Below are 22,612 nucleotides of genomic sequence, written 5' to 3'. Positions count from 1 at the left end.
ATGTCTGATACTCCTGTCTCAGCCGGCTAGCGGCCGGTCGAGGGCGGTGGCCACTTCGCGCAGCCGGGCCGCGAGGTCAGGTGATCGGTCAGCGAGTGCCTCGACCCGGCGATGCTGTAGCTGATCGCTCCAGCCGACGCTGCGGCCGGACTCCAACATTGCGACGGCGGCGCCCGGGTCGGTGTCGACGACGGTTGCGGCAGCATCGAGGCCCAGCGTCGAGAAGCGGGCCAGGGTGTAGCTGCGGTCGCCCGGCGCGGCCCCGATCCAGGCGACCTCTCGGGCGAGGTCCACCGCCGTCCTCATGGTCGCGGCGGCCTGTCGGGTGTCACCGCCGGCTGCGCGGACCTCCAGGTCGGCGAGCCGCCAGGCCGCGACCAGCCGGTCCGGGCCGCTCACGGTCGTGTTGGCGAGAACTTCGCGGGTCGCGTCCGTAACCTCGTCCAGGGCCACGGCGCCGGGCAACGCGTTGAGTGCCGCGGCGAGGTTGCCCCACACCACGGCGCGGCCGGGATGCCCCTGCGGCAGCAGCGCGAGCGCCTCCCGGTGGCGCGCGACAGCGCCGTCCGGGTCGCCTGCGGTGACGAGGGCGTTGCCCAGATTGGACAGGTAGCGCGGCCGCGCGGGCGCGCTGGCAGGCGTCGCCCTCACTGCGGCCAGTAGCACCGGCACCGCCGCCGCGGGGTCGCCGCCGGCCAGTTCCGCGCGTGATTGCAGTGCCGCACCCAGATTCGACAGGTGCCCGACGCGGCCGGTCACCGCCTTCTCGACGGCCTGTTCCAGGATCCGCACGGCGTCGTCGAGATCGCGCTCGGAGCGGGTGCGGGCCCCGCGCAGCCGCAACGCGTTGCCAAGGTTGGACAGCCGGCCGGGAAGCTCTGGATCGCCGTTCCTGCTGCCCTCGACGGCTGCGCGGGCGGCCATGACGGCGGCGTCCAGGTCGGCTCCCCGCCCCGTGCGTAGGTACCGGGTCTGCTGGATCGGAGCGAGACGTGCCAGCGCGGTGACGTGCTCACGCGATCCGGGCTCCGCGGCCGCGACGACGGCCTCCGCCACTTCCACGGCCTCATCGAGTGCGGCGAGATCACCGGTGCGGGCGCCGCGCTCGTGCAGGGCGATCGCGAGGTTGCCGTCGTCGCCTATGCGGCGGGCGACAGCGACACCTCGGTCGAGCAGGTTGTCGTCGCCGGTGAGCTGAGCGCGCAGGATCACGACCGAGGACAGGTTGCGCAGCACTCGCGGGTCCGAGGCCGGCTGCGCCGCCTGTAGTAGAAGCGCTTCGGCCCGCTCGAGATCGGAGGGATCGTCGTGGACTTCGGCGCGGCGGCGCAGCGCGCTCGCGAGCCCGGTCAGCCGCCGGGCCCGGTACGCGTGGCTCTCCGGGGTGGCTTGCAGCGCGCCTACCAGCACCCGCACAGCCTCGGCCAGTTCGACGTCGTCACCGGTGACCGTGCTGCGCGCAAGTAGCGCAGCTCCGAGGATCGCGGCCGTCGCCGCCGAAGGCTGTGCCTCCACAGCGGCGCGGGCAGCTTCGACGGCACGGTCGATGTCGCCGCGGTCGTGGTCGCGGTCGAACCTCGTGCGGAGCGCGTCGGCGAGGTTGGCGCGGTATGCCGCGCGCCGCGGGTCGTCGGCCTGCTCGAGCGCGATCGCTTCGCCGATGGCGGCGATCGCATGGTCGACGTCGTCAGACGCGGGCCGTGCCCGCCCCCGGGCACTCAGTGCCGCACCGAGGTTCATCAGGTAGGGGGCTCGCTGGGGAGCGCCCGGCGGGGTGAGCGCCACGGCCTCGGTGAACGCGTCCACCATCTCGTCGACGTCCTCGACGTCGCCGCGGGTGAGCAGCGCGTTACCGAGGTTCGCCAAGCACATCGCCCGGAACGGTGCGGGCCTGGCGACCACGGAGCGCAACAGCTCGATCGCGTCCGTCAACCCGTTCGGGCGCAGACCCCGCTCCCATTGCCGGCGCCAGACCGCACCGATGTCGGCCTGCACCTTCGCACGGAGGACGTCGTCGGGGCGCATCTGTGAGAGCAGGCGCCCGAGGGCCTCCTCGGCGGCGAGCAGATCGGCGGGGGATCCGCTGCGCTCAGCCGCGACCATGCGCTGCGCGGCGGCCTCGACCAGCTCGTTCCGCGACCGCTCGCCGGTCACGGGCCCGTGTGCGCGAACGGTGTCCATACGCTGGGCCGGTCGCGTCGTGCCGCCCGCAATGCTCGCACGGCGTGGTGCAGGGCTTCGGCGGCGCGCTCAGCGTGCAGGACCCCGTCGGTCACCATGGCCTCGTAGACGTCGGCGGCCACCTGAGCGGCTTCGGCGTCCCACACCGACCACAGTGTGGCGATGACGTGGCGATACCCGGTGTAGTGCAGCGCGGCCGCCAGCGTGATCGCCTCGTCGGGGAGGTTGACCCCGCCCACGGCGGTCTTGCATCCCGACAGGTACGCGAACTCCCCGCCATGCTGCCCGGAGCCGAGGTCGGTGACGGTCAGCGGGCCGTCGTGCAGGAGCAGACCACCAGTAGACGGATCGGCGAGGTTCTGTTCACCGTGGCACGCGAAATGCGCCCAGCCGTGCTCGGAAAGGCCGATGAGAACTCGGTCCCTGGTGGCGGCTTCGCCTATCAGCGGCGTGCAGGAGGCCCCGAGGAAAGACTCGATGAGGGTCTGCTCCCGTTCCACGTTCGGTAGCGCGGCCTGGCCGGGGGTCTGGGGCATACCGACGAACAGCATCCGCCCAGGTTCTGGCTCCACGGGGGCGGACCGGGCATCGATCAACGCGCGCACGGTCGGCGTGTAGGAGGAGATCACGCGGTCGAGGACGGACTCGCCGGGCACGTCGTGGCGTCCCGCCGCGTGGATCGGGAGCAGCGTCAGCGGGCCGGTCGGGCACCACCAGATCCGCGGCCACACGCCGTCGCGCGGACCGTGCAGCCGTAGGTGGTCCAGCACTGGCCGGGCGAACGCGTCCCACATCCAGAGCAGGCAACGGTCCAGGTCGGCTTCGAGGTCGGCAGAGGAGATCGTGACCTCCGCGTCGCGCGCCCCGCGCAGCGCGTCGCTCTGGCGGGCTCCCACGGCGTCCAGGTATGCCTGGACATGGGTAACGACGTCCGCCTGGGTCAGTTCGGGCAGCTGGACGACGTCGACCTCGGCCCCGGAACCGGCCACCACCAGCGCATCGCAGCGCCACCGGCTGACGTTGACGATCACCACCGGACCTTCGTCTCCGGCGGGCAGCAGCCTCTCCGCCCGCGGTGGACGCAGGAAGTCCTCGAACCCGTCGATCGCCCGGGCCTGGGTGACGAGCTCGTCCCATTCCCGGGCCAGCGCCATCCGGCGGTCTACGTCCTGGGCGTACCGGTCGGGGGTACCGGGCGTCATCCCGACATCGAACCCGACCGTCACCTCGGCTGAGAAGGGGCACACCCGAACGCGTCGCCCAGCGGGCGGAGATCCCGTTCGCCGCGGTCATCCACGTGTCCGGTCGCGCGCCGCTCGTCCGGCGATGCTGCTCGCCGCTCCGCTGTGGCGCCGGTGGCCGCTCCTCGCGAGGCGGCGCAGTCTGCACCTCGCTAAGTGGCCGCGCCTCTCGTCGCGTAGTGCAACACGGGCGCGGCGTCGTCGGCGCCGGTCGGCCGACTGCGTGCCGACGGCGCCTCCGGGTCGTGAGGACCGAGGACTCTGCACCCCCGTCCGGGACTCGGTGGTCGATGCCCCGCCTGCCCGTCCCGACGCGGGTGAGATCACCCGCAGGCTACGAGGGTCGGGTGGTGGTGGGGTGGTGATCTCACGCCGGTCGGGCGAGCGCGGTGCCCCGACCCGTCCTGGCCCGGTGTGCGGGCGAGCCCCGCCTCACCACCCGGTGGGGCCGCCCCCGGCTCGGCCGTGGTTCACCCGGGCCCCGGGGCGCCCAACGGCTCCACGAGGAGCACCCCGTGTCCATCGACCAGCCCACCAACCAGCCCACCGATCCGACATCCGGCCCGTCTGTACCGGAGTCCGCTGGTGCCGTCGGCTCCGATCTGTTGGTCCGCCGCAACGCCGATCTCGGTGATCTCGTCGCCCTGCTGCGCTCTCAGCAGGACCTCAAGCTCGATGTCGTCGCCCCCGCCTGCGACCTGCGGGCCGTCGGCGGGGACCTGCATTTGTGCGGGGTCGACCACACTCTGACCGCCGAGGGGGTCACCCGCGCCGACGCCGTCCTGACCCCCACCGCGGCCGCGGACGGCGATCTGGCCGCGAAGCTGGACATTCCGCTGCCCTACCTGCGCCGTCTGCGCGCGGCCAGGCCGGACCTCTACGACGCGAACGTCAACGGCTGGCTGCAGCACCGGCCGGACCGACGGTTCCTGGTCCGGGCCCTGCACGACCCCGGCGCCGGGCGGCGGGGTGTGTTGCGGGCGGTGCTGTCGGACTCCTACCGGATCGTGGACAACCTCGACGTCCTGCTCACCGCGCTGTCCGGGATCCGCGCCGCCGGCGCCGCCGTCGACGTCACGTCGGCGGATCTGACCGAGTCCCGCATGTGAAGGTCCGCTCCACCGAGATCGCCGAACACGCCCCCGCGCTGCTGGGGAACTACCGGTCCCCGTTCACGGGTGCCCGGGGGGCGGACAACCCGCTGGTGTGGGCGGGGTTCGTGCTGTCCAACAGCGAGACCGGGGCGGGGGCGTTCAGCATCGCCCCGCAGCTGACCGTGCAGATCTGCACCAACGGGATGACCCTGACCCGCCACGTCCTCAAGGAGGTGCACCTGGGTGGGAAGCTGCCCGCCGGGCAGATCACCTGGGCCGCCGACACCCACACCGCCGCCCTGGATCTGGTGCTGAAGAAGGCCCGCGACGCCGTCGCCACGTTCCTCGACCGCGACTTCGTCCGAGCCCAGCTCGCCGAGATCACCGCCGACGCCTCCGCCCCGGTCGGCAAGCCTGTCGAGACGATCGAGCACGTGTCCCGCAAGTTGGCGTTCAGCGTCGAGCAGCAGGACACCGTCCTCAACCACTTCCTCGTCGGTGGGGACCCGACCTCGGGTGGGGTGCTGCACGCGGTCACCTCCGCCGCCCAACTCCAGGCTGATGCGGATGCCGCGCACGGCATGGAACGAGTCGCCGTCAAGGCTATGGGCCTCGCGGCCGCGCACGCCACCGGCCGGTAGCCACAGCGGGTGCGGCGTGGTGCCCGTCTACGGGTGCCGCGCCGCACCCTGCCGTATCGCTGTGCGGGTTGCTGCGGTGGCGGGCTATGCGGGTGGGGCCGGGGTTTGGTGGTGGGTGGGGTTCTCCGGTGGTCGGGGTCGTGTGGATCGCCCGGAGGTCAGCAGAACGGGTGCGGGGCGAGCGGGCGATGAACCGCGGCCGACCCATCCCGGTGAGACCACCGCGCCGGTCCTCGAGGTCGGGCGGTGGTCTGGGTGGGGGTGGTCTCACCGGGATGAGCCAGCCGGAACCCCCGCCCGTCCCCTGCGGGGACCCCACACCCGTCCTGCTGAGGCGGTGCCGCGCCCCACCCGCACCGACCACCGGAGAACCCCATGAACCACAACGAAGCCCCGCAGCCCGCCCGACAGCTCTTCCCCGCCCGACTCGACCGGCACGCCTTCGCCGCCATGACCGACCGCGAGTTCGACCTCTACTGCGAGCTCACCGAACAGCTCATCACCGACGCCGGACCGCAGGCCACCGTCGCCGACGCCCTCCAGGCCCTGCCCGAGCTCGAGCCGCCCTTCTGAACCCCGGCACGCACCGACCACTCCCGTCGAGGCTTCGGAGGCTCGTCATGACCGCACTCGCCGACCACGAGATCCACACCCAGAACCGGCTCCGCCGCGCCCTCGGACTGCCCACCGCGGGCGGCTACCTCTGGGACGGACACACACTCCACGCCGCCTGCCAGACCTGCGGGCAGCTCCCGCCGCTGCAGCCGCCCCCGGCCCCGCCACCCGGTCGGCCTGTCGTCGACATCGTCCCCGACCACGACGCCCTGCAGACCGCAGCGCGGATCGTGGCCGCCCTCGTCGAGGTGATCGACCAACGCCGCCCGGTCAAGCAGGTGGCGGACTTCGTGCACCCCCGGGTCCTGCGCTACGTGCACACCCTGCCGGTCGACCACGGGGGTTCGCGCGGGGGAGCGCGGCTACTCACCTTGCACGCCGCCCAGCCCAACGAGGGAGCCGTGGAGATCGCTGCGTCCGTCCGGGCCCGCGGGCGCCGACGCGCGCTCGCCGCATCGGTTGCGCTGACGTCCGACTACGTCTGGGCCTGCCAGACCTTCCGGATCCTGTAGTGCAGGGCGCGATGTGCGCCTGGACCAGGCGCACATCGTCCCGAGGTGGGCGTTGTCCACAGATTGCTGTGCGGCCCTTGTGCGCCCCGTCGGGCCTCACCTCTGCTGTCGCTGCACGAGCTTTCGTGCACGGACAGCACAAGGAGGACATGAGCTGTGCGCAGTTCCGAACGAACTCTGCTCGCACCTTTGCGGATCGTGTGTCACGGGGCGTCGGCGACACGACGTCCGTCGACGTGCACATCGAGGGAGATCGCAATGACCCAGGACCAGGCCGTCCGGTGGTACTCCACGGACGAGCTCGCCGAGATGCTCGGCATCGACGCGTCGTCGCTGCGGCGTTGGCGCACCACCGAGCCGCTGCAGGGGCCGCCGTTCGTCAGGCTCTCCGCCCGGCGGACGATCTACAACGCCGCGGACGTCGAGGCGTGGCTTCGGGCGCGACGCGTGGATCCGGCGGCATGACGAAGGCAGTCGAGCCGCCGAGATCGGTCGAACTGACGACGGATGTCGAGACGCGGGGCGCGCGGTTCACGACGTATCGCGCGCGTGTCCGTTGGCAGGACCCGGCCACCGGGCAGCGTAAGTCGACGTCCAAGGGGTTCCGAGACGAGGACGACGCGCAGGCCTGGCTCGCGCACATCACCTCCGCCGCCCGACGGGGCCTCAGCCCGGACCACGTGGAGCGATCTCTGGCCGACTACGGCGAGGCAGTCATGGACCTCGCCCTGCGGGGCCTGGAGGCGAAGACCACGGTTCCGTACCGGGCTGGATGGAAGCTCCGCGTCGTGCCGAGTCTCGGCCACATCCCGCCGCCGATGATCACCACTGGGGTCGTCGATCGGGCGGCCCGAAACTGGATCGCCGAGGGTGTCGGACGGTCCAGCGTCAAGAACAGCCTCGCCGTGCTCGTCCGTGTGATGGAACAGGCGCTTCGGGACGGGCTCGTCGACCGCAACCCCGCCAGGATCACCGGCTGGCAACGCGAGTATCGGCTGGCCGAGGACGAACTCGACGATCCTCGCAGCCTTGCTCTACCGGACTGGGAGACGCTGCAGCACCTCGCCACGGCACTCGTCGCGCGCTCGGCGCGGCGGTACGCGGGGTGGGGGGACATCGTCGAGTTCGCCGGGGCGACGGCGGCCCGCATCGGAGAGGTGTCCGGATGCCGCGCCACCGACATCGACACGCGCTCCTGGCTGTGGACGGTGCGACGACAGACGACGCCGGGGCCAGGTGGGTTGATCGACAAGGGGACGAAGGGGAAGCGGGCCCGTGTGGTGCCGTTGATCGAGGAGATCCGGCCGATGTTGGTGCGACGTCTGGCCTCGGCCAGGGAGCGTCCGGACGGTCGGGTGTTCGTCGGGCCGCGCGGAGGTCGCGTCACCACGGCCATCCTGCGGGACGCGACCCACTGGGACGAGGTCGTCACCCAGCTCGGTCACGAGAAGCTGCGTCGCCACGACCTTCGGCATACGGGGCTGACGTGGATGGCGGACGCCGGAATTCCCCTTCACCAGCTCAGGCTGATCGCCGGGCACGGGTCGCTGACGACGACGCAGCGCTACCTCCACCCGAACCGCGACACGGTGACGGCGGCGGGGGACTTGCTCTCCGCGCACCTGAACGCGGAGCGAGCAGACGCACGGCTGAGGGCGGTCTAGGTGGGTTTGGTCCCAAGTTGGTCCCAAGTCGGACATTCCGCCCACCCCTTAATGATCAAGGAGTGATCGAATGATGATCGCCATCACAGTGCATGCGACGGGCGTTTCCGCAGGTGGAAACGACGAAGGCCGGTGGCTCCGTCGAGAAACCACCGGCCTCTGCCGACCGTCGGGACGACAGGATTTGAACCTGCGACCCCTTGACCCCCAGTCAAGTGCGCTACCAAGCTGCGCCACGTCCCGGCCGCCCCCGTGAGGGCTCGATCAGCCTACCGCACCGCTGATCGTGCTCTGCACCGACCCGGACGCCGCGTCCCCCCAACTCGTCCGCGAACACACCGACCCGAGAGTCACGGTGGGGCACCACCGTGACGGTCCACCGAGTCTCGTCCCGTCCGCGCCGGGACACCACCGCCCTCGGTCGCCCCGGGGTGGGCGACTTTCGTAGGTACCGGCCGGTAACCACGGTTCGGCGGTCCCGGGCCGCGGCTGTGTAGAGTCCGGCCAGGGTGACGGGGAGGCGTCCGGGTGCCTGGTGGCCCCCGCGGTCTTCAACACCGACGTGGCCGAGTATCTCGGTCAGGCGGGTTCGATTCCCGTCCGCCTCCGCCACCCGGGCACGGTTCGTCGGTGCGTGTCGGGGTGCGGTCGAGCACACCGCGGGCCGACGGGGATATCCTCACCACAACACACCCGTGAGACAGGACGAGACATGGCGCAGGGCACCGTCAAGTGGTTCAACGGCGAGAAGGGCTTCGGCTTCATCGAGCAGGACGGTGGCGGCGCTGACGTCTTCGTCCACTACTCGCAGATCGACGGGCGCGGTTTCCGCAGCCTGGACGAGGGCCAGCGGGTCGAGTTCGAGATCGGCCAGGGCCAGAAGGGCCCGCAGGCCGAGGGCGTCCGCGTCATCTGAGGTCGCCACGGAAGAGGCCCACTCCGCTGTGCGGGGTGGGCCTCTTCTGCTGTTCGGGCGCGGGTCAGCGGATGAAGTAGATGACGGCGAACAGGCCGATCCACACGACGTCGACGAAGTGCCAGTAGTACGACACGACGATCGCGGCGGTGGCCTGGGCGGGGGTGAACTTGCTCAGCGTGGTCCGGACGATCAGGAACGCGAACGCCACGAGCCCGCCGATGACGTGCAGGCCGTGGAAGCCCGTCGTCATGTAGAACATCGTCCCGTACGCGCTGGACGAGATCGTGGTTCCGGTGTGCACCAGCTCGTAGTACTCGTAGGCCTGGCCGATCACGAAGATCGTGCCCATCGCGAGGGTGAGCAGGTACCAGCGGCGCAGCCCGAACACGTCGCCGCGCTCGGCCGCGAACACGCCGAACTGGCAGGTGAACGAGGACGCCACCAGGATGATCGTGATCGTCAGCGCGTAGGGGACGTTGAGGTGGGTGGGTGGCGGCGGCCATTCCCCGACGTGCTGGGCCCGCGCGGTGAAGTACATGGCGAACAGGCCTGCGAAGAACATCAGCTCGCTGGACAGCCAGACGACCGTCCCCATGCTCACGATGTTCGGGCGGTTCAGCGAGTGGATGCGGGGGGAGAGCGAAGCGGCGCCGGACGTCACAAAACGAACATATCCGACATTCTACGGTCGGTCGAAGCCGGGGCCGTCACAGTTCCGGCCCGAACCGGAGCAGGACGAGCGCCACGAGCACCGCGAACCACAGGGCGAGTGGGACCGAGTGCAGCCGCACCAGCGCCGCGACGGCCGGGTGTCTGGGCCACCGCCGGTCGAGGTTTCGCAGCGTCACGTACCAGAAGATCGGTACCGTGACCGCCCACACGATCATGCAGTACGGGCACAGGGCGCCGATCCGGTAGAGGCTCTGGCCGATCAGCCAGTGCACGAACACCGCGCCCGCGGTGGCGCCGAGCTGCAGCCCCGCCCAGTACCACCCGGCGAGCCGCCCGCCGGCGAGCAGGGCGGCGCCGGTGGCCGCGACGACCGCGAATCCGGCGATGCCGAGCAGCGGGTTGGGGAACCCGAAGACGGCCGCCTGGGCCGTCGTCATGACCGAACCGCAGCTCAGGACGGGATTGACGCTGCAGGTGGGGATGTAGGCGGAGTCCTCGGCGAGGGCGAACCGCTCGACCGTGAGGACGAACGCGGCGAGCAGGCCGATCCCGCCGCCGACCAGCAGCAACCAGGGCAGGCCGCGGGGGAACGGCTCCCGCTCCTCGGCGGCGGTCATCGGGCGAGGACCGCGTCGAAGGCGTCGACCAGGTCGCCGACGGTCTGCGGTCGGAGGCGTTCGCCGTCGAGGAAGAAGCTCGGGGTGCCGCGCACGCCCAGCGTCTCTCCGTCCGCGCGGTCGGAGCGGATGCGGTCCAGCGTCGCCGGTGCGGCGTAGACGCGGTCGTACTCGGCCAGGTCGAGGCCCAGGTCGGCGGCGTACCCGCGGAAGCGCTCGTCCATCGGCTCCGGGCGGCCGCCCCACTCGCCCCGGGTCTCGACCATCCGCTGGGCCATCGGCGCGAACGCGCCTTGCTGCGCGGCGGCCTCGACGGCGCGGGCTGCGGGCTCGGCGTGCTGGTGGGAGTCGATCGGGAAGTAGCGCACGACGAACCCGATGCGGTCGCCGTACTCGGCGCGCAGCTGGTCGAGGGCGGGGTGGACCGCCGCGCAGGCCGAGCACTCGAAGTCGAGGAACTCGACGAAGGTGGCCTCGGTGCCGGGTGAGAGGCGGTGGCTGTCCGCCCGGTGGGCGGCCGTCGAGCCGCCCCAGGGGACGAGCACGACGACCAGCACGGCGACGAGCGCGGCGCCGAGGGCGGCGGCGAGGATCTTGACGTTCAGGGACACGGGACATCCGTTCTCAGGGCGCGGACCCGCACGACGGTGCGGGTGGGGGACGGCCGGACCGACCCACGTCGTGGGTCGGCGGGCCGATCAGCGCCTGCTGACGCAGATCTCCGTACAGAGCACGGCGCCGCCGGGAGCGTCCGGCGGGCTCGACGAGACCGGGGCGCGGGGTCCGGTGGGCGTACCGCACGAGACGGCGCGGGCGTCCGGCACCGGGGACGGGGTGAGATCGGTCGCCGCGGCGACGCGGAGCACCGGGGTGGCGAGGCCGTCGTGCCGCGGGTGGGTGTCCGGGCAGGCGGGCGGCGCGGGGGTCGGGTCGTTCGGGTACGCGACGGCGGCGACCGGCACCACTATGGGAGTGGCGGGCGTGCACTGCAGCACGAGGGCCACACCGACGAGGAGCACGGTGAGGAGCCCTCGCAGCGCTCGCCCACCGGTCACGGACGGGAGGCTACCGACCCCGCCGCCCGTGAGTGGTAAGTGGTGCTCCAGCACCACTTCCCACTCACGGGCGGCGGAGCCGCGACGCCGTCAGGGCGCCAGGACGAGCGCGACCGCGACACAGGTGAGGATCACCATGGACGCCAGGATCGGGTACTGGATCCGCAGCGCGACGGCGGACGGGAACAGCCGCACGGCCCGCTCGTGGGCCGCGACCGCCGCCGCCACGTGCCCGAGGACGATCGCGCCGAGCTGCACGGCGGCGATCGCCCCCACCCCGACGACGGTGTAGTCGACGGCCTCCCGCCACCCGAGCAGCACGACGACCTGCTGCCCGTCGAAGACGAGCAGCGAGAAGTAGTGCGCGATCGCGTAGCCCGCCGCGATCGGGACGAGGGTGTGCGCGAAGGCGCGGGGGAGCGGGGCGCGGTCCTCACCGCGGACGGGGTCCGGGCGTCGGGTGCCGAGCAGCCACAACGCCGTGACCAGCGCCGTGGCGCCGACCAGCCCGACCGTGGCCCACAGCGTGCCGCGCAGCGGCCAGAGCTCCGAGCGGGACAGGCCGTCGAACGCGGTGGTGCCGAGCAGCACCAGCACGACGGCGGTGAGCCCGGGCCGGGGGCGGACGGTCTCCAGCCCGTCGAGCGGGTTGCGCAGCACGAGCCGGCCGTCGCCCCGTCTGCCGAGCGGGGCGAGTGCGCCGAGCAGGGTGGACCAGACCTCGAACCCGTCTCCGTGGGCGAACCAGTCCCGGCCGAGCACCAGCGCCGCGCACACCTGGATGACGGCGTAGCCGGTCAGGCAGGCCGCGACGAGCCGTGGGTCGGCGGGTTCGGGCGCGGCGAGCTCCAGCCAGCCGAACACGCCCAGTACCCCCGCCGCGGGCCACAGCCCGACCCGGGCGGGCACACCCCGGCCCGCGGGGTCGATCCGCAGGACCCGGGCGAGCAGGAGGTGCAGGGCGCGCAGCGGGTTCAGCACCCGCCAGACCGGCCCCAGCAACAGGGAGGCGGGGACCAGTCCCACCCAGAACACCACGTAGAGGGTCCAGGGCGCGAGGTTGTCCGGCGTCTCCGGCGGACCCGTGAACCCCACGACGACCACCGCGACGGCGAGCACGGTCGCGACCGCGCGCAGGATCGGGCCGAGCAGCCGCGGCGGCTCGGGCAGCGGCCTGCCCGCGGCCGCGCCGCGCAGCCGCGGCGTCCGCCAGAGCACGCCGAGCAGCACGAACGTCAGGACCAGGACGAGGCCCGCGGCGAGCGCGGCGTACTCGACGGGGACCGGGAGGTCGCCGCGGGTGCCGACGCCGTGCGCCAGGGGCATCAGCGGACTTGCAGGGTGGCGAGCGGCTCCCCGGAGTGGTGGAGCTCGAGCTCGAACTCGCCGGGGACGTCCGCGGTGAAGTCGATCGTCGCGGTGCCGCCCGCGGGCACCTGCACGGCCTTGTCGTACCCGTGCAGGTGGGCCTCCTCGGCGGTGTCGCTGGCGATCTCCAGGTGGACCTGCGACCCGAGGGTGACGGGTACGGTGCCGGTGTCCCCGGTGACCTGCCCGCCCGCGTAGGCGATCCGCACGGTCTGGACGCCGCCTGTGGGCGGGGCCTGCGGCGCGCCGCACGCGGTCAGCAGGACCGCCAGGAACAGGAACAGGGCCGCCGGGCGGGCGGTCATCGGGCCTCCTCGGGAACGGCCTGGTCGGGGAGCGTGTCCGGGGTCATGGCGCGCAGCGCGGCGAACCCGGTGAGCAGCAGCCCGACGCCGAGGCCGACCGTGCCGGCGGTGGCGATCCGGTCCAGCGTCGGGTCCCAGGCGTAGGGCAGGACGGCGTCGGCGAAGCTGTCGGTGTCCGACACGGTGAGCAGGGCGAGCACCGTGCCGCCGATCCCGGTCAGCAGGGTGCCCCAGCGGGTGCCCGCCACGGTCAGCGCCGCGCCCGCGACCGCCGCCGCCCAGGCCCCGATCCCGATGCCGGCGGTGCCGAACACGGTGGGCCAGTAGGGCAGGTCCACGGGCACGCCCGCCGAGCCGAGGACGTGCACGAGATGGGCGGCCACGGCCAGGAGGCCGAGCCCGGCGACGGCGAGCTCCGCCCAGCGCCGTCGGACCGCGCGGGCGCCGAGCAGCGCGGCGCCGACCGCGAGGGCCGCGGTCAGCCCCCACCATCCGGCGGTCGCGGGGGCGGGCGGCCAGATCGTCTCGCCGCGCAGGGCGACCGGCTCGCCGTCGACCGACAGGGGGATCGTCCACGCGACGGGGCCGCCGCTCGGGGACGTGGCCACCCGCGGGTCCGCCCAGTGGGCCGAACCCCCGGGCGGGACGACGGGTTCCTCGCCGCGGTCCGCGACCGGCACGACCTCCACGGTGGCGGCGGTGTCGTTGACCAGCGCGAGCCGGGCGCCACCCTCGACCACCCGCACGACCAGCCCCGGCACCGGCGGATCGAGCCCCAGCACCCGCGGGAGATGGGGCTCGGACGCCAGGCCGGACCCGTGGGCGGTCGCCGTGCCCGCCGTGACCACCGCCAGCAGGGCGGTGAGCACGGCGAGCAGCGCGAACCTCGGCATGGGCGGAGTCTCGGCCCGCGCTCAGCCGGCGAGCTCGGCGGCCCGCCGCGACGAACGGCGGTCGACCAGGGCCCCGAACAGCAGCCCGAGCCCCGCCCACAGCACGACGTGCAGACCCAGGGTGGACAGCCGGAAGTCGTACAGGACGACGGCCGGGAAGTCCGCCGGGGTCTCGGCGACGGTGGGCAGCAGGGCCCCGATCACGCCGATCACCACGAGGTAGCCGAGCACGGCGAGCAGCACACCGTTCCACGCCCCGAATCGGGCGACCAGCCGCCTGCCCACGGCGACGGCCGCCACCGCGACCGCGATCGACAACGCGAGCATGAGGACGAACGTGCCGGTCCGCAGGCCGATCGTGTCGTCCGCGCTGGAGGCGGGCGGGTTCGACGGGTACTTCAGGAACGGCACCAGCACCACGACCACGTACCCGACGAGCGCGAGCACGGCCGAGGTCGCCCGGGCCGACAGCCGCCCGATCCGGCCGTACACCCCGGCGAACACCAGGGCGAAGATGCCGCCGATCGCCACCCCGTAGATGAGCAGCGCGACCAGCAGCCCGACCGTGCTCTGCACGTCGCGGCCGACCATCGGCTCGCCGCCCGCCTCGCCGGACGCCGCGGCGAGCATGTCCTCGTAGGCGATCCCGCCGTCGAGCGCGGGCTCACCCACGAGGTAGGCGAACACCCACGCGCACACGGCTGCCGCCAGGCCCGCGAGCATGCCGCGGACCAGCAGTGTCCTCACCATCGACCGTGGTCCTAGTGGCAGGGGAAGCCGAGCAGGTGCCGGCCGTCGTGGACGAACTCGTGGATCATCTCGCCGGAGAACACCGAGGTCGCCCCCTGGTCCATGCCGACGAGGTAGAGCAGCGCCAGCAGGATCACGCCCGCGAAGACCGCCCACGGGGCGAGCTCGCGCAGCGGGACGACGCCCAGCGACACCGACGAGCTCGGCAGCGTTGCGCCCTGAGCCATCACGACCTCCAACGAGTCCTATGAACGGATGTGCAAGCGTCAGCATCCGATGACATGTCGTGGTTGTCAATGGTGCGCCGGGCTACAGTCCGGTACCCCCGTGCTCACATCCTTCGAGGAGCCCTCGTGACGATCCCGAGCGACGAGGCGGACCTCTTCTCCGACGAGGCCCGGCTCGACCCGTACCCGATCTACGACCGGCTGCGCGAGGCCGGCCCGGTCGTGCACCTCACCCGGACCGACCTGTACGCCCTGACCCGCTACGAGGACGTCCGGGCCGCGTTGATGGACTGGCGGACCTTCTCGTCGGCCCGCAGCGTGTTCGTCGACCCGCAGACGAACGCGCAGCTCGAGGGCATCACGCTGTGCAGCGACCCGCCCGAGCACAGCCTCCTGCGCTCGGTGCTGGGGCGCCCGCTGCGCCCGGAGCTGATGCGGGACATCGCGCCCCGGGTCGAGGCTGCGGCGGACGAGATCGTCGGCGCGCTCGTGGACCGCGGCCGGTTCGACGCGGCCACCGACCTCGCCGAGCACCTGCCCATGACGATCGTGTCGGACCTGGTCGGGTTGGGGGAGGCCCACCGCGGCAAGATGCTCCAGTGGGCCGCGGCCATCTGGGACGTCCAGGGCCCGGTCAACGAGCGGTTCACCGCCGCCACGCCGCTGGTCGAGGAGTTCCTCGGCTTCGCCGCCGAGGAGGCGGTGCCCGGGCGGATCGTCCCGGACGGCTGGGCCGACCAGCTCTACCAGGCCGCCGACCGCGGCGAGCTGCCGCGGGAGAAGTGCCCGGTGATGATGCTCGACTACGTCACCCCGAGCCTGGACACCACGATCCTCGCGATCACGAACATGATCGCGCTGTTCGCCGCCCACCCCGAGCAGTGGACGCTGCTGCGGGAGGATCGCAGCCTGGTCCCGCACGCGATCAACGAGTCGCTGCGGGTGGAGTCGCCGGTGCCGCAGTTCAGCCGGGTGCTCACCGAGGACCACGAGGTCGACGGTGTGCCGCTCGCCGCGGGCACCCGCGTGGCGCTGCTCTACGGCGCCGCCAACCGGGACCCGCGGAAGTACCCCGATCCCGCGCGCTTCGACATCACGCGGCGGCCGTCGGACCAGCTGGCCTTCGGGCGGGGTGAGCACGTGTGCATCGGGATGAACCTGGCCCGGCTGGAGATGTCGGCCCTGCTGCAGCGGCTGGCGGACCGGGTCGAGCGCTTCGACGTGCTGGCCGCCCGGCCGCTGCTCAACAACGGCCTGCGCGGCTTCGAGCACCTGGAGGTGCAGGTCACGGCCGGGTGAACAGCCCGGCGTTCAGATAGACGTCCCAGTCGGCCGCGGTCAGGCCGTGCTCGCCGGAGCGCAGGTGATAGCCCATCGCCGGTCCGCGGAAGGCGGTGTCCGTGGCCGGCGGCCAGGCGTCCGAGGGCAGGCCGGTGTCGCCGAGCCCGTAGAGCGCGAAGACCGGGGCGGCGGCCCGGTAGGACAGGAACTCGCCCTGGGGGTCGGCGTTCGCGTCCTCCGACGCGCTCCCGACGAGCACCGTCCGCGGCGCGAGCAGAGCGAGCAGCTGGTGCTGGTCGAGGGGCAGGGACGCGGGGTCCCCGGCGAAGGCGCGGTAGTTCTGGGCGAACCAGTGCGGGAAGGACTCGGTGATCCGCGCGATGGACTCCCCGCTGTCCCGCCGGGCGAGCTTGGTGCCGGTCGAGCCCGAGTCGTTGGTGATCGCCGCGGCGAACCGGGTGTCCTGCGCCCCGGCCCAGAGCGCCGCCTTGCCGCTGCGGGAGTGGCCGATCACGGCGACCTTCGTCGCGTCGACGTCCGGATCGGTCTCCAGGTAGTCCAGCACCCGGCTCGCGCCCCACGCCCAGGCGCTGACGGCGCGTCCGGCGTTGTCGGGGAGGTCCCGGTCGGCCGGATGGAACAGGTCGATCACGGCCTTGCGGTAGTCCGCGCCGTCGGGGGCGACGGCGTTCGCGTCGAAGTGGGCGAGCGCGTAGCCGGCCTTGGTGATCGCCTCGGTGGGGAGGTAGTCGGAGGACGCGCGCGGGTCGCTGCCGCGGTGGTCGATCATCAGGAACGTGCCGCGGGGCCTGCCCTCCGGCAGGGTGAGGTCCGCCTCGAACGACCCGGTGCCCTCGGGGCCGGTGATCCCGATGGTCACCGTCTTGTGCCTGCCCTGCTCGGTGACGGCGAAGGTCTGCGCCGTCGGCTGCGGGAGGCTCTCCCCGTAGACGTGCTCCCGGAACGCCGCCAGGATCTCCGGCCGTCTCCGCTGCTCCCACGTTCCGACGTCCGTGACCGGCGCCCCGTCGTCGAGCTCCAGGGGGTCCGGGTACTCGATGCCGTCGATCGTCACCGCCACGGGGGCGACCGCCGTGGGCGGCTCCGCCGCGGCCGCCCAGACCCCGCCCACCACCAACAGCGCCGTCACGCATCTGGTCACGGTGTGCAGTCGGTCGACGCGGCTCGGGACACCCACACTGCGGAACCTACGGCAGGAGGACGTGCCTGCAACCACCGTCGGCCCATCGGAGGACCCCGACCGGGTGAGCAGGTGTGGCGTCCTGCGATCGCTAAGGTCGGCTCATGAGCGTCGAGGACGCCCCGACCGGCTCGCGGCACCGGCTGCTGGTCCTGGGCAAGATCACCGAGATCCTCGACGCGTTCACCCTCGCCCGGCCGGTGCTGACCCTCGGCGAGATCCAGAAGGCGACCGGCATCCCCACCTCGACCGTCCAACGCCTGGTGGCGAACATGGTGGCGGAGGGCCTGCTGGACCGGGCCGGGGACGGCATCCGGATCGGCGTGCGGATGGCCTACTGGGCCGCGCCCGCGACCCAGGGCGTGGACGTGCTGGAGCTCGTCGCGCCGGTCGTCCGGTCGCTGCGGGACGAGACCGGGGAGACGGCGTGCTTCTTCCGGGCCGAGCAGGGCAGCCGGGTCTGCGTCGCGCTCGCCGAGACCACGCACGCCCTGCGCCGGGAGATGTACGTGGGGAAGGTGATGCCCCTGCACGTCGGCTCGGCGGGCCGGGTGATCCTGGCCTGGCGCCCCGACCTGCTCGACCGCGTGCTGGCCGAACCCCTCGAGACCCTGACCGACGAGACGATCACCGATCCGGACGCGCTGCGCCTCGCCGTCGCCCGGGCCCGGCGGGACGGGGTCTCGGTGACGGTCGGCGAGCGGGAGGACGGCGCGTCCGGGCTGGCCGCCCCCGTGTTCGACTCGGGGGCGGAGCTGGTGGGGGCGCTCGGCGTCGTCGGGCCTCGGCTGCGGATGCCTCGGGAACGGTGCGAGGGGTGGGTGGACACGGTCGTCGCGCACGCCGAGCAGCTCGTGCGCACCCTCGGCGGTCGGCACCCCCGATGAGCCGCACGGACGGCGGTTGACCCGTATGGTGGGTATCTGCTCACACAGCAGGTGACACTCGCCGTCCAGGAGGTCCGATGACAGCCCTGCCCCTCGAGGGAGTCCGGGTGGTCGAGCTCGGCAACTACATCGCCGCGCCCACCGCCGGTCGGCTGCTCGCCGACTTCGGCGCCGAGGTGATCAAGATCGAGCGCCCGCGCACCGGGGACGAGCTGCGGAACTGGCGGCTCTACGCGGGCGAGACGTCGATGCTCTACCGCACGGTCAACCGCAACAAGAAGTCCGTGGTGCTGGACCTGCGGGACCCGGCGGGGCGCGAGGCGGTGCTCGCGCTCGTCGCACAGGCCGACATCGTGCTGGAGAACTTCCGACCCGGGACGCTGGAGAAGTGGGGCCTCGGCCCGGCCGAGCTCGACGCCGCGAACCCGGACGTCGTCGTCGTCCGCATCTCCGCCTTCGGGCAGACCGGCCCGCTCGCCGGGCGGCCCGGGTTCGCCGCGGTCGCCGAGGCGATGGGTGGCCTGCGGGACCTGGTGGGGGAGCCGGACCGGCCGCCGTCGCGCACCGGGGTGTCCATCGGGGACTCCATCGCGGGGCTCTACGCGGCCTTCGGCGCGGTCATGGCGCTGTTCCAGCGCGAGACGCGCGAGCGGCCGCCGCTGGGCAGGCGCACCATCGACGTGGCGCTGAACGAGGCCGTGCTGTCCATGATGGAGTCCCTCGTGCCCGACCACCTCGCCTACGGGGTGGAACGCACGCGGGTCGGCGGCCGGATGGAGGGCATCGCGCCCTCCAACGCCTACCCGTGCGCGGGCGGGGACTCGGTGGTCATCGCCGGCAACGGCGACGGCATCTACACACGACTGATGAAGACCGCGGGCAGGCCGGACCTGGCCGAGGACCCCGATCTCGCGTCGAACGCCGGGCGGTGGCGGCGCCGGGACGAGCTCGACGAGGCGATCGGCGCCTGGACCGCCTCGCTGCCCCGAGCCGAGGTGCTCGCCCGGCTGGAGGCCGCGGAGGTGCCCGCCGGGCCGATCTACACCGCCCCGGACATCTGCGCGGACCCGCAGTACCGCGCGCGCGACATGATCCAGTACTTCGAGGTGGACACCGGCGGCGAGGCGCCGAAGCGGGTCGGCTTCACCGGCGTCGTCCCGGTGCTGGGCGACGGCACCGTCCCGATCCGCTCGCTGGGACCCGATCTCGGCGAGCACACCGACGAGGTCCTGGGCGGCCTGCGATGATCGCCCTGCGCGACGTCACCCTGCGGGACGGGCTGCAGCTCACCGGCCGGGCGCTGCCCACCGGGCGCAAGGTCGAGATCGTCCGGGAGCTGCTCGACCTGGGGGTGCCCAGCCTGGAGATCGGCTCGCTCGCCCGCCCCGACCTGGTGCCCCCGCTGGCCGACACCCTCGACGTGGTCGCCGCGCTGACGCCGGCGGAGCTCGACCGCTGCTGGCTGTGGGTCGCGACCCCGCGCCACGTCGCCCGCGCCGTCGCGGCGGGGGCCCGGAACGTCCAGTACTGCCTCTCGGTGTCCGACGCCCACAACCGGGCCAACATCGGCCGCGACACCGAGGCGAGCCTCGCCGCCATGCCTGCGGCGGTCGAGACCGCGCTCGGTGCGGGCGGGCGCATCCAGCTCTGCCTGGCCACCACGTTCACCTGTCCGTTCGACGGTCCGGTGGACCCGGACCGCGTCCTGCGGATCGTCGAGGACCCCCGGACCGAGGGGGCGGCGGACGTGGTGCTGGCGGACACGCTCGGGCAGGCCGCGCCGGGCGAGGTGGCCGCGCTCGTGGAGCGGGTGCACGCGGCCCGACCGGAGGCGCGGATCGTCTTCCACGGCCACGACACCTGGGGGCAGGGTGTGGCGAACACCCTCGCCGCCGTCGCCGCGGGGGCGTCCATGGTGGACGGCGCGCTCGGCGGTCTCGGCGGCTGCCCGTTCGCGCCCGGGGCCAGCGGCAACACCGCCACCGAGGACCTGCTGTTCGCGCTGCGGCCGGACTGGCTGGACCCGGCGGGCCTGGTCGCTCTGGCCGACCTGTCGGCCGCGCTGCTCGACGAGCTCGGCGAGCCCAACCGCTCCCGGACCGCCCAGGGCGTCGGCTCCAACGCCCCCGCCTTCCCCTGGACCCGCGCCTCCGGCGCCCGTGCGCGGTAAGTGGTGCCAGAGCACCACTCACCACTCACGAGCGCCGGAGGCGCTCAGTCCTGCGGGGGAGGGAAGCCGCCCGTGGCGACCGGGCCCCAGTCGTCCGGCGTGACCCGGATCAGCGACTTGCCCTGACGGGCCATCGCCTCCCGGTACTCCGCCCAGTCCGGGTGCTCGCCCGCGATGCCGCGGTAGTAGTCCACGAGCCCGTCGAGCGCCTCGGGCATGTCGAGCACCTCGGCCGTGCCGTCGACGTGCACGTAGGGGCCGTCCCAGTCATCGGAGAGCACGCACAGCGCGACCTGCGGGTTCCGCCGCACGTTGCGGGTCTTGGCCCGACCCGGGTAGGTGGACACGACGATCCGCCCCTCGGCGTCGACGCCGCACGTGACCGGCGAGGACTGCGGCCGCCCGTCCGCCCGGGTCGTGATGAGCACCGCGCGGTGGCGCGGGCGCAGGAACGCGAGCAGCGCGTCCCGGTCGACGCGGTCCGCGGTGGCGAACTTCGGCATGCGTCGTTTCCTTCCCCTCGGTCCGATTCGGGGGCCAGGGTACGGCGCGCGAGGGGGGATCGGGATGTGACGGTGACCGGGTGGGATCGCGGCCGGTCGGTGAGTCGTGATCTGATCGGCGGTCACACGACCCGAGCGACCGATAGGATCGCGGGTGCGGTCGAACAGTGAGAGGAGCATGGGGTCTTGGCAGAGGACACACCGGGTCGCGCAGGGCTGTCGATCCAGGGTGAGCAGCAGCAGGATGCGGGATACATTCGGGCGTCGGAGGAGGACGTCGACCTCTACGTCGACGGGGTCTCCGACGAGGTGATCATGTGCCGTGAGCGCGGCAGGCACCTCTTCCCGACGATCCGTCAGGCGGGCATCCACTTCTCGGAGGTCGACGAGGAGGGGCTGTTCATCCGGCGCCTCCAGTGCACCTGCTGCAAGCTCGCGGTGCGGGTGGAGAAGTGGGAGGGCGTCCGCCGGGGTAGCCGGACCCGGTTCGCCCGGGTCACCTCGGGGCTGGTCTACCAGACCGGGCCCAAGGGCGAGATGTACCTGGCGCCGTCCGGGCGCGGTCACATGACCCCGCGCCAGATCGGCGACTCGGTCGCCTCGAAGGCGCTGGCGGGCGAGAGCATCACGGCGCTGCGCAAGTCGATCGCGAAGGCCCAGGCGGACGCGAAGAAGAAGGCCCAGAAGAAGCAGGGGGGCTGACCAGGTGGGCGTACGGGAGATCCGGTACTGCGACATCAGCGGTACCGAGAAGGACGTCGAGTCGCACGAGCTCCAGGTCGACCAGATGCGGATCCAGATCGACCTGGCCGAGAAGGAGTACGGCAAGCTGCTCGACCTGCTGCGGCCGTACCTGGACGTCGGGCGCATCGAGGCCTCGGTCCCGGAGCTGCCGCGCAGGCGGGCCCAGCCCTCCGGCACGGCGCTCACGGTCGAGCAGCGCCAGCAGGTCCGCGAGTGGGCCGAGGCGAAGGGCATCGAGGTGCCGCTGAACAACCGGTTCAAGCGCACCCTGGTCGACCAGTGGAAGGCCGAGACCCAGGAGGGGCAGCTGGAGTTCGACTGACGGGTCGGTTCGGGCAGCCGGGAGGCGACCCCTGCGGGCCGGCCACCGCTGACGGGTCTACCGCTCGGCGGACGTGGCTCGGGCGCGCAGGGCGGGCAGCCATGTCGGGGCGGCTGCGCGGAACCGGGCCGTGTCCAGGCGGGCCGCATCGGCCGGGACGGCGCCCAGCAGGGGCTCGAGGTGGGCCCGGTTGGACTCGTCGATCTCGGTGGGGGCGTCTGGCCAGGATCCGATCACCAGTCCGGCCTCGGGGAGGCCGCGCAGGGCCTCGCGGGTCAACGCCGTGTGGTTGAGGGTACCCAGTCCGCTGCGGCACACGACGATCACCGGTGCGCCGAGGAGCCGGGCCAGGTCACGGAGGGTGTGTCCCTCGTCGTCGAGCTCGACGAGCAGCCCGCCCGCCCCCTCGACCAGGACGTGGTCGTGCTGCGCCGCTAGCGCCGCGACGAACTCGACGTGCTCCCGCACCGGGGGGAGCGCGACCCCAACCCGCCTCGCCGCGGCCACGGGCGCCATCGGGTCCGGCAGTCGGATCCCCTCGTGCGTGGGCACGCCGGCGAGCCGTGCGACGACGTCCGCGTCCCCCAGCCCGTCCTCGGTCCCCGCCTGCACGGGCTTGTAGACCACCGCGTCCGGCAGCACCGAGGCCACGGCCGCGGTCGTGATCGTCTTGCCGACCCCGGTGTCGGTCCCGGTCACCACCAGCACTCCGCGGTCGTGCGTGGTAAGTGGTGCTCTGGCACCACTTAC

General features: G+C 72.9%; 27 protein-coding genes and 2 tRNA genes. 14 read left to right on the top strand and 15 right to left on the bottom strand.

Translation table 11 applies throughout. From position 1 onward, the window contains the following. Positions 1-18 precede the first annotated feature (18 nt). Positions 19-2,154: a tetratricopeptide repeat protein gene (locus BLS43_RS21965; protein WP_143030161.1), complete on the bottom strand. Its 2,136-nt coding sequence runs from the start codon at positions 2,152-2,154 to the stop codon at positions 19-21. Beyond that, entirely contained in the window at positions 2,151-3,407 is a 1,257-nt protein-coding gene (locus BLS43_RS21960) for a CHAT domain-containing protein (RefSeq protein WP_093088272.1), read from the bottom strand. The genes BLS43_RS21965 and BLS43_RS21960 overlap by 4 nt, the downstream gene beginning before the upstream one ends. 530 nt (positions 3,408-3,937) lie before the next feature. Between BLS43_RS21960 and BLS43_RS31280 the strand changes: the two genes are divergently transcribed. The 6 genes from BLS43_RS31280 to BLS43_RS21935 all read left to right on the top strand — a co-directional run bounded on the left by BLS43_RS31280 (position 3,938) and on the right by BLS43_RS21935 (position 7,948). Beyond that, entirely contained in the window at positions 3,938-4,531 is a 594-nt protein-coding gene (locus BLS43_RS31280; protein WP_245707676.1) for a hypothetical protein, read from the top strand. After that, entirely contained in the window at positions 4,528-5,157 is a 630-nt protein-coding gene (locus tag BLS43_RS31275) for a hypothetical protein (protein ID WP_245707674.1), read from the top strand. Before BLS43_RS31280 ends, BLS43_RS31275 begins: the two co-directional genes overlap by 4 nt. A 375-nt stretch (positions 5,158-5,532) precedes the next feature. Next, positions 5,533-5,730 (top strand): hypothetical protein, encoded by a 198-nt coding sequence (locus tag BLS43_RS21950; protein ID WP_093088269.1) that lies wholly within the window; start codon positions 5,533-5,535, stop codon positions 5,728-5,730. A 47-nt stretch (positions 5,731-5,777) separates the two neighbouring features. Then, positions 5,778-6,284: an Rv3235 family protein gene (locus tag BLS43_RS21945; RefSeq protein ID WP_093088266.1), complete on the top strand. Its 507-nt coding sequence runs from the start codon at positions 5,778-5,780 to the stop codon at positions 6,282-6,284. 258 nt (positions 6,285-6,542) lie between these two features. After that, a complete protein-coding gene (locus BLS43_RS21940) occupies positions 6,543-6,749 on the top strand; it encodes a helix-turn-helix transcriptional regulator (protein WP_093088263.1) in 207 nt (68 codons plus the stop codon). Then, a complete protein-coding gene (locus tag BLS43_RS21935) occupies positions 6,713-7,948 on the top strand; it encodes a site-specific integrase (protein WP_245707672.1) in 1,236 nt (411 codons plus the stop codon). Before BLS43_RS21940 ends, BLS43_RS21935 begins: the two co-directional genes overlap by 37 nt. A gap of 169 nt (positions 7,949-8,117) precedes the next feature. On the opposite strand, the gene BLS43_RS21930 is transcribed toward BLS43_RS21935, so the two are convergent. Continuing rightward, positions 8,118-8,191 (bottom strand) — tRNA-Pro (locus BLS43_RS21930). Between the two features lie 273 nt (positions 8,192-8,464). On the opposite strand from BLS43_RS21930, the gene BLS43_RS21925 reads away from it, so the two are divergent. After that, positions 8,465-8,560 (top strand) — tRNA-Sec (locus BLS43_RS21925). A gap of 100 nt (positions 8,561-8,660) precedes the next feature. Beyond that, the gene (locus BLS43_RS21920; RefSeq protein ID WP_093088258.1) at positions 8,661-8,864 is read left to right on the top strand and encodes a cold-shock protein; all 204 of its coding nucleotides are present in this window, start codon (positions 8,661-8,663) and stop codon (positions 8,862-8,864) included. A gap of 64 nt (positions 8,865-8,928) precedes the next feature. Here the strand turns inward: BLS43_RS21920 and ctaE are convergent, their stop codons facing one another. The 9 genes from ctaE to BLS43_RS21875 all read right to left on the bottom strand — a co-directional run bounded on the left by ctaE (position 8,929) and on the right by BLS43_RS21875 (position 14,754). Next, entirely contained in the window at positions 8,929-9,528 is a 600-nt protein-coding gene (gene ctaE / locus BLS43_RS21915; RefSeq protein WP_483880049.1) for a cytochrome c oxidase subunit 3, read from the bottom strand. A gap of 46 nt (positions 9,529-9,574) precedes the next feature. Continuing rightward, the gene (locus tag BLS43_RS21910) at positions 9,575-10,156 is read right to left on the bottom strand and encodes a vitamin K epoxide reductase family protein (protein ID WP_093088255.1); all 582 of its coding nucleotides are present in this window, start codon (positions 10,154-10,156) and stop codon (positions 9,575-9,577) included. Further along, a complete protein-coding gene (locus BLS43_RS21905) occupies positions 10,153-10,767 on the bottom strand; it encodes a DsbA family protein (RefSeq protein WP_093088253.1) in 615 nt (204 codons plus the stop codon). The genes BLS43_RS21910 and BLS43_RS21905 overlap by 4 nt, the downstream gene beginning before the upstream one ends. Before the next feature lie 87 nt (positions 10,768-10,854). Continuing rightward, positions 10,855-11,211, bottom strand: a complete 357-nt coding sequence (locus tag BLS43_RS21900) for a hypothetical protein (protein ID WP_143030160.1) — start codon at positions 11,209-11,211, stop codon at positions 10,855-10,857. Between the two features lie 90 nt (positions 11,212-11,301). Beyond that, positions 11,302-12,537 (bottom strand): hypothetical protein, encoded by a 1,236-nt coding sequence (locus BLS43_RS21895; RefSeq protein ID WP_093088248.1) that lies wholly within the window; start codon positions 12,535-12,537, stop codon positions 11,302-11,304. Continuing rightward, positions 12,537-12,884: a cupredoxin domain-containing protein gene (locus BLS43_RS21890; protein ID WP_093088245.1), complete on the bottom strand. Its 348-nt coding sequence runs from the start codon at positions 12,882-12,884 to the stop codon at positions 12,537-12,539. Before BLS43_RS21890 ends, BLS43_RS21895 begins: the two co-directional genes overlap by 1 nt. Further along, positions 12,881-13,777, bottom strand: a complete 897-nt coding sequence (locus BLS43_RS21885; RefSeq protein WP_093088242.1) for a hypothetical protein — start codon at positions 13,775-13,777, stop codon at positions 12,881-12,883. The genes BLS43_RS21890 and BLS43_RS21885 overlap by 4 nt, the downstream gene beginning before the upstream one ends. 21 nt (positions 13,778-13,798) lie before the next feature. After that, on the bottom strand, positions 13,799-14,527 hold the full coding sequence (locus BLS43_RS21880; RefSeq protein ID WP_093088240.1) for a CbtA family protein: 729 nt from the start codon (positions 14,525-14,527) through the stop codon (positions 13,799-13,801). Between the two features lie 11 nt (positions 14,528-14,538). Beyond that, complete coding sequence (locus BLS43_RS21875) at positions 14,539-14,754, bottom strand: CbtB domain-containing protein (protein WP_093088237.1); 216 nt, start codon at positions 14,752-14,754, stop codon at positions 14,539-14,541. Between the two features lie 126 nt (positions 14,755-14,880). On the opposite strand from BLS43_RS21875, the gene BLS43_RS21870 reads away from it, so the two are divergent. Then, positions 14,881-16,053, top strand: coding sequence for a cytochrome P450 (locus BLS43_RS21870; RefSeq protein ID WP_245707670.1), 1,173 nt, complete (start codon positions 14,881-14,883; stop codon positions 16,051-16,053). On the opposite strand, the gene BLS43_RS21865 is transcribed toward BLS43_RS21870, so the two are convergent. After that, positions 16,040-17,185, bottom strand: a complete 1,146-nt coding sequence (locus BLS43_RS21865; protein WP_245707668.1) for a glucuronyl esterase domain-containing protein — start codon at positions 17,183-17,185, stop codon at positions 16,040-16,042. The genes BLS43_RS21870 and BLS43_RS21865 overlap by 14 nt on opposite strands. A gap of 155 nt (positions 17,186-17,340) precedes the next feature. Here BLS43_RS21865 and BLS43_RS21860 point away from each other — a divergent pair, with 155 nt between their 5' ends. The 3 genes from BLS43_RS21860 (at position 17,341) to BLS43_RS21850 (ending at position 20,293) form a co-directional block, all read left to right on the top strand. After that, entirely contained in the window at positions 17,341-18,123 is a 783-nt protein-coding gene (locus BLS43_RS21860; RefSeq protein ID WP_093088232.1) for an IclR family transcriptional regulator, read from the top strand. Between the two features lie 77 nt (positions 18,124-18,200). After that, positions 18,201-19,370 (top strand): CaiB/BaiF CoA transferase family protein, encoded by a 1,170-nt coding sequence (locus BLS43_RS21855; protein ID WP_093088230.1) that lies wholly within the window; start codon positions 18,201-18,203, stop codon positions 19,368-19,370. Continuing rightward, positions 19,367-20,293 (top strand): beta/alpha barrel domain-containing protein, encoded by a 927-nt coding sequence (locus tag BLS43_RS21850; RefSeq protein ID WP_176921471.1) that lies wholly within the window; start codon positions 19,367-19,369, stop codon positions 20,291-20,293. The genes BLS43_RS21855 and BLS43_RS21850 overlap by 4 nt, the downstream gene beginning before the upstream one ends. A gap of 44 nt (positions 20,294-20,337) precedes the next feature. On the opposite strand, the gene BLS43_RS21845 is transcribed toward BLS43_RS21850, so the two are convergent. Further along, complete coding sequence (locus BLS43_RS21845; RefSeq protein WP_093088227.1) at positions 20,338-20,796, bottom strand: PPOX class F420-dependent oxidoreductase; 459 nt, start codon at positions 20,794-20,796, stop codon at positions 20,338-20,340. 186 nt (positions 20,797-20,982) lie between these two features. Between BLS43_RS21845 and BLS43_RS21840 the strand changes: the two genes are divergently transcribed. Together BLS43_RS21840 and BLS43_RS21835 are read left to right on the top strand one after the other, a co-directional pair. Then, positions 20,983-21,498, top strand: coding sequence for a hypothetical protein (locus BLS43_RS21840; protein ID WP_093088225.1), 516 nt, complete (start codon positions 20,983-20,985; stop codon positions 21,496-21,498). Positions 21,499-21,502: 4 nt separating this feature from the next. Further along, positions 21,503-21,862 carry an Lsr2 dimerization domain-containing protein gene (locus BLS43_RS21835; RefSeq protein ID WP_093088223.1) on the top strand — a complete coding sequence of 120 codons (360 nt, stop codon included), beginning with the start codon at positions 21,503-21,505 and terminating at the stop codon, positions 21,860-21,862. 57 nt (positions 21,863-21,919) lie between these two features. On the opposite strand, the gene bioD is transcribed toward BLS43_RS21835, so the two are convergent. After that, a complete protein-coding gene (gene bioD / locus BLS43_RS21830) occupies positions 21,920-22,564 on the bottom strand; it encodes a dethiobiotin synthase (RefSeq protein ID WP_245707666.1) in 645 nt (214 codons plus the stop codon). Between the last annotated feature and the right edge of the window lie 48 nt (positions 22,565-22,612).

Source organism: Pseudonocardia oroxyli (assembly GCF_900102195.1).
Lineage (GTDB): Bacteria > Actinomycetota > Actinomycetes > Mycobacteriales > Pseudonocardiaceae > Pseudonocardia > Pseudonocardia oroxyli.
Note: the sequence above shows the minus strand (reverse complement) of the source record. Positions and strands in the feature narration are given on the sequence as shown.

Excerpts from the sequence above, each read along its gene's own strand:
- BLS43_RS21855 (WP_093088230.1), top strand. The coding sequence starts at position 18,201 with ATGACAGCCCTGCCCCTCGAGGGAGTCCGGGTGGTCGAGCTCGGCAAC.
- BLS43_RS21940 (WP_093088263.1), top strand. The coding sequence starts at position 6,543 with ATGACCCAGGACCAGGCCGTCCGGTGGTACTCCACGGACGAGCTCGCC.
- BLS43_RS21920 (WP_093088258.1), top strand. The coding sequence starts at position 8,661 with ATGGCGCAGGGCACCGTCAAGTGGTTCAACGGCGAGAAGGGCTTCGGC.
- BLS43_RS21890 (WP_093088245.1), bottom strand. The coding sequence starts at position 12,884 with ATGACCGCCCGCCCGGCGGCCCTGTTCCTGTTCCTGGCGGTCCTGCTG.
- BLS43_RS21945 (WP_093088266.1), top strand. The coding sequence starts at position 5,778 with ATGACCGCACTCGCCGACCACGAGATCCACACCCAGAACCGGCTCCGC.
- BLS43_RS21880 (WP_093088240.1), bottom strand. The coding sequence starts at position 14,527 with ATGGTGAGGACACTGCTGGTCCGCGGCATGCTCGCGGGCCTGGCGGCA.
- BLS43_RS21875 (WP_093088237.1), bottom strand. The coding sequence starts at position 14,754 with ATGGCTCAGGGCGCAACGCTGCCGAGCTCGTCGGTGTCGCTGGGCGTC.
- BLS43_RS21910 (WP_093088255.1), bottom strand. The coding sequence starts at position 10,156 with ATGACCGCCGCCGAGGAGCGGGAGCCGTTCCCCCGCGGCCTGCCCTGG.
- BLS43_RS21860 (WP_093088232.1), top strand. The coding sequence starts at position 17,341 with ATGAGCGTCGAGGACGCCCCGACCGGCTCGCGGCACCGGCTGCTGGTC.
- BLS43_RS21850 (WP_176921471.1), top strand. The coding sequence starts at position 19,367 with ATGATCGCCCTGCGCGACGTCACCCTGCGGGACGGGCTGCAGCTCACC.
- BLS43_RS21895 (WP_093088248.1), bottom strand. The coding sequence starts at position 12,537 with ATGCCCCTGGCGCACGGCGTCGGCACCCGCGGCGACCTCCCGGTCCCC.
- BLS43_RS21845 (WP_093088227.1), bottom strand. The coding sequence starts at position 20,796 with ATGCCGAAGTTCGCCACCGCGGACCGCGTCGACCGGGACGCGCTGCTC.
- BLS43_RS21885 (WP_093088242.1), bottom strand. The coding sequence starts at position 13,777 with ATGCCGAGGTTCGCGCTGCTCGCCGTGCTCACCGCCCTGCTGGCGGTG.
- BLS43_RS21950 (WP_093088269.1), top strand. The coding sequence starts at position 5,533 with ATGAACCACAACGAAGCCCCGCAGCCCGCCCGACAGCTCTTCCCCGCC.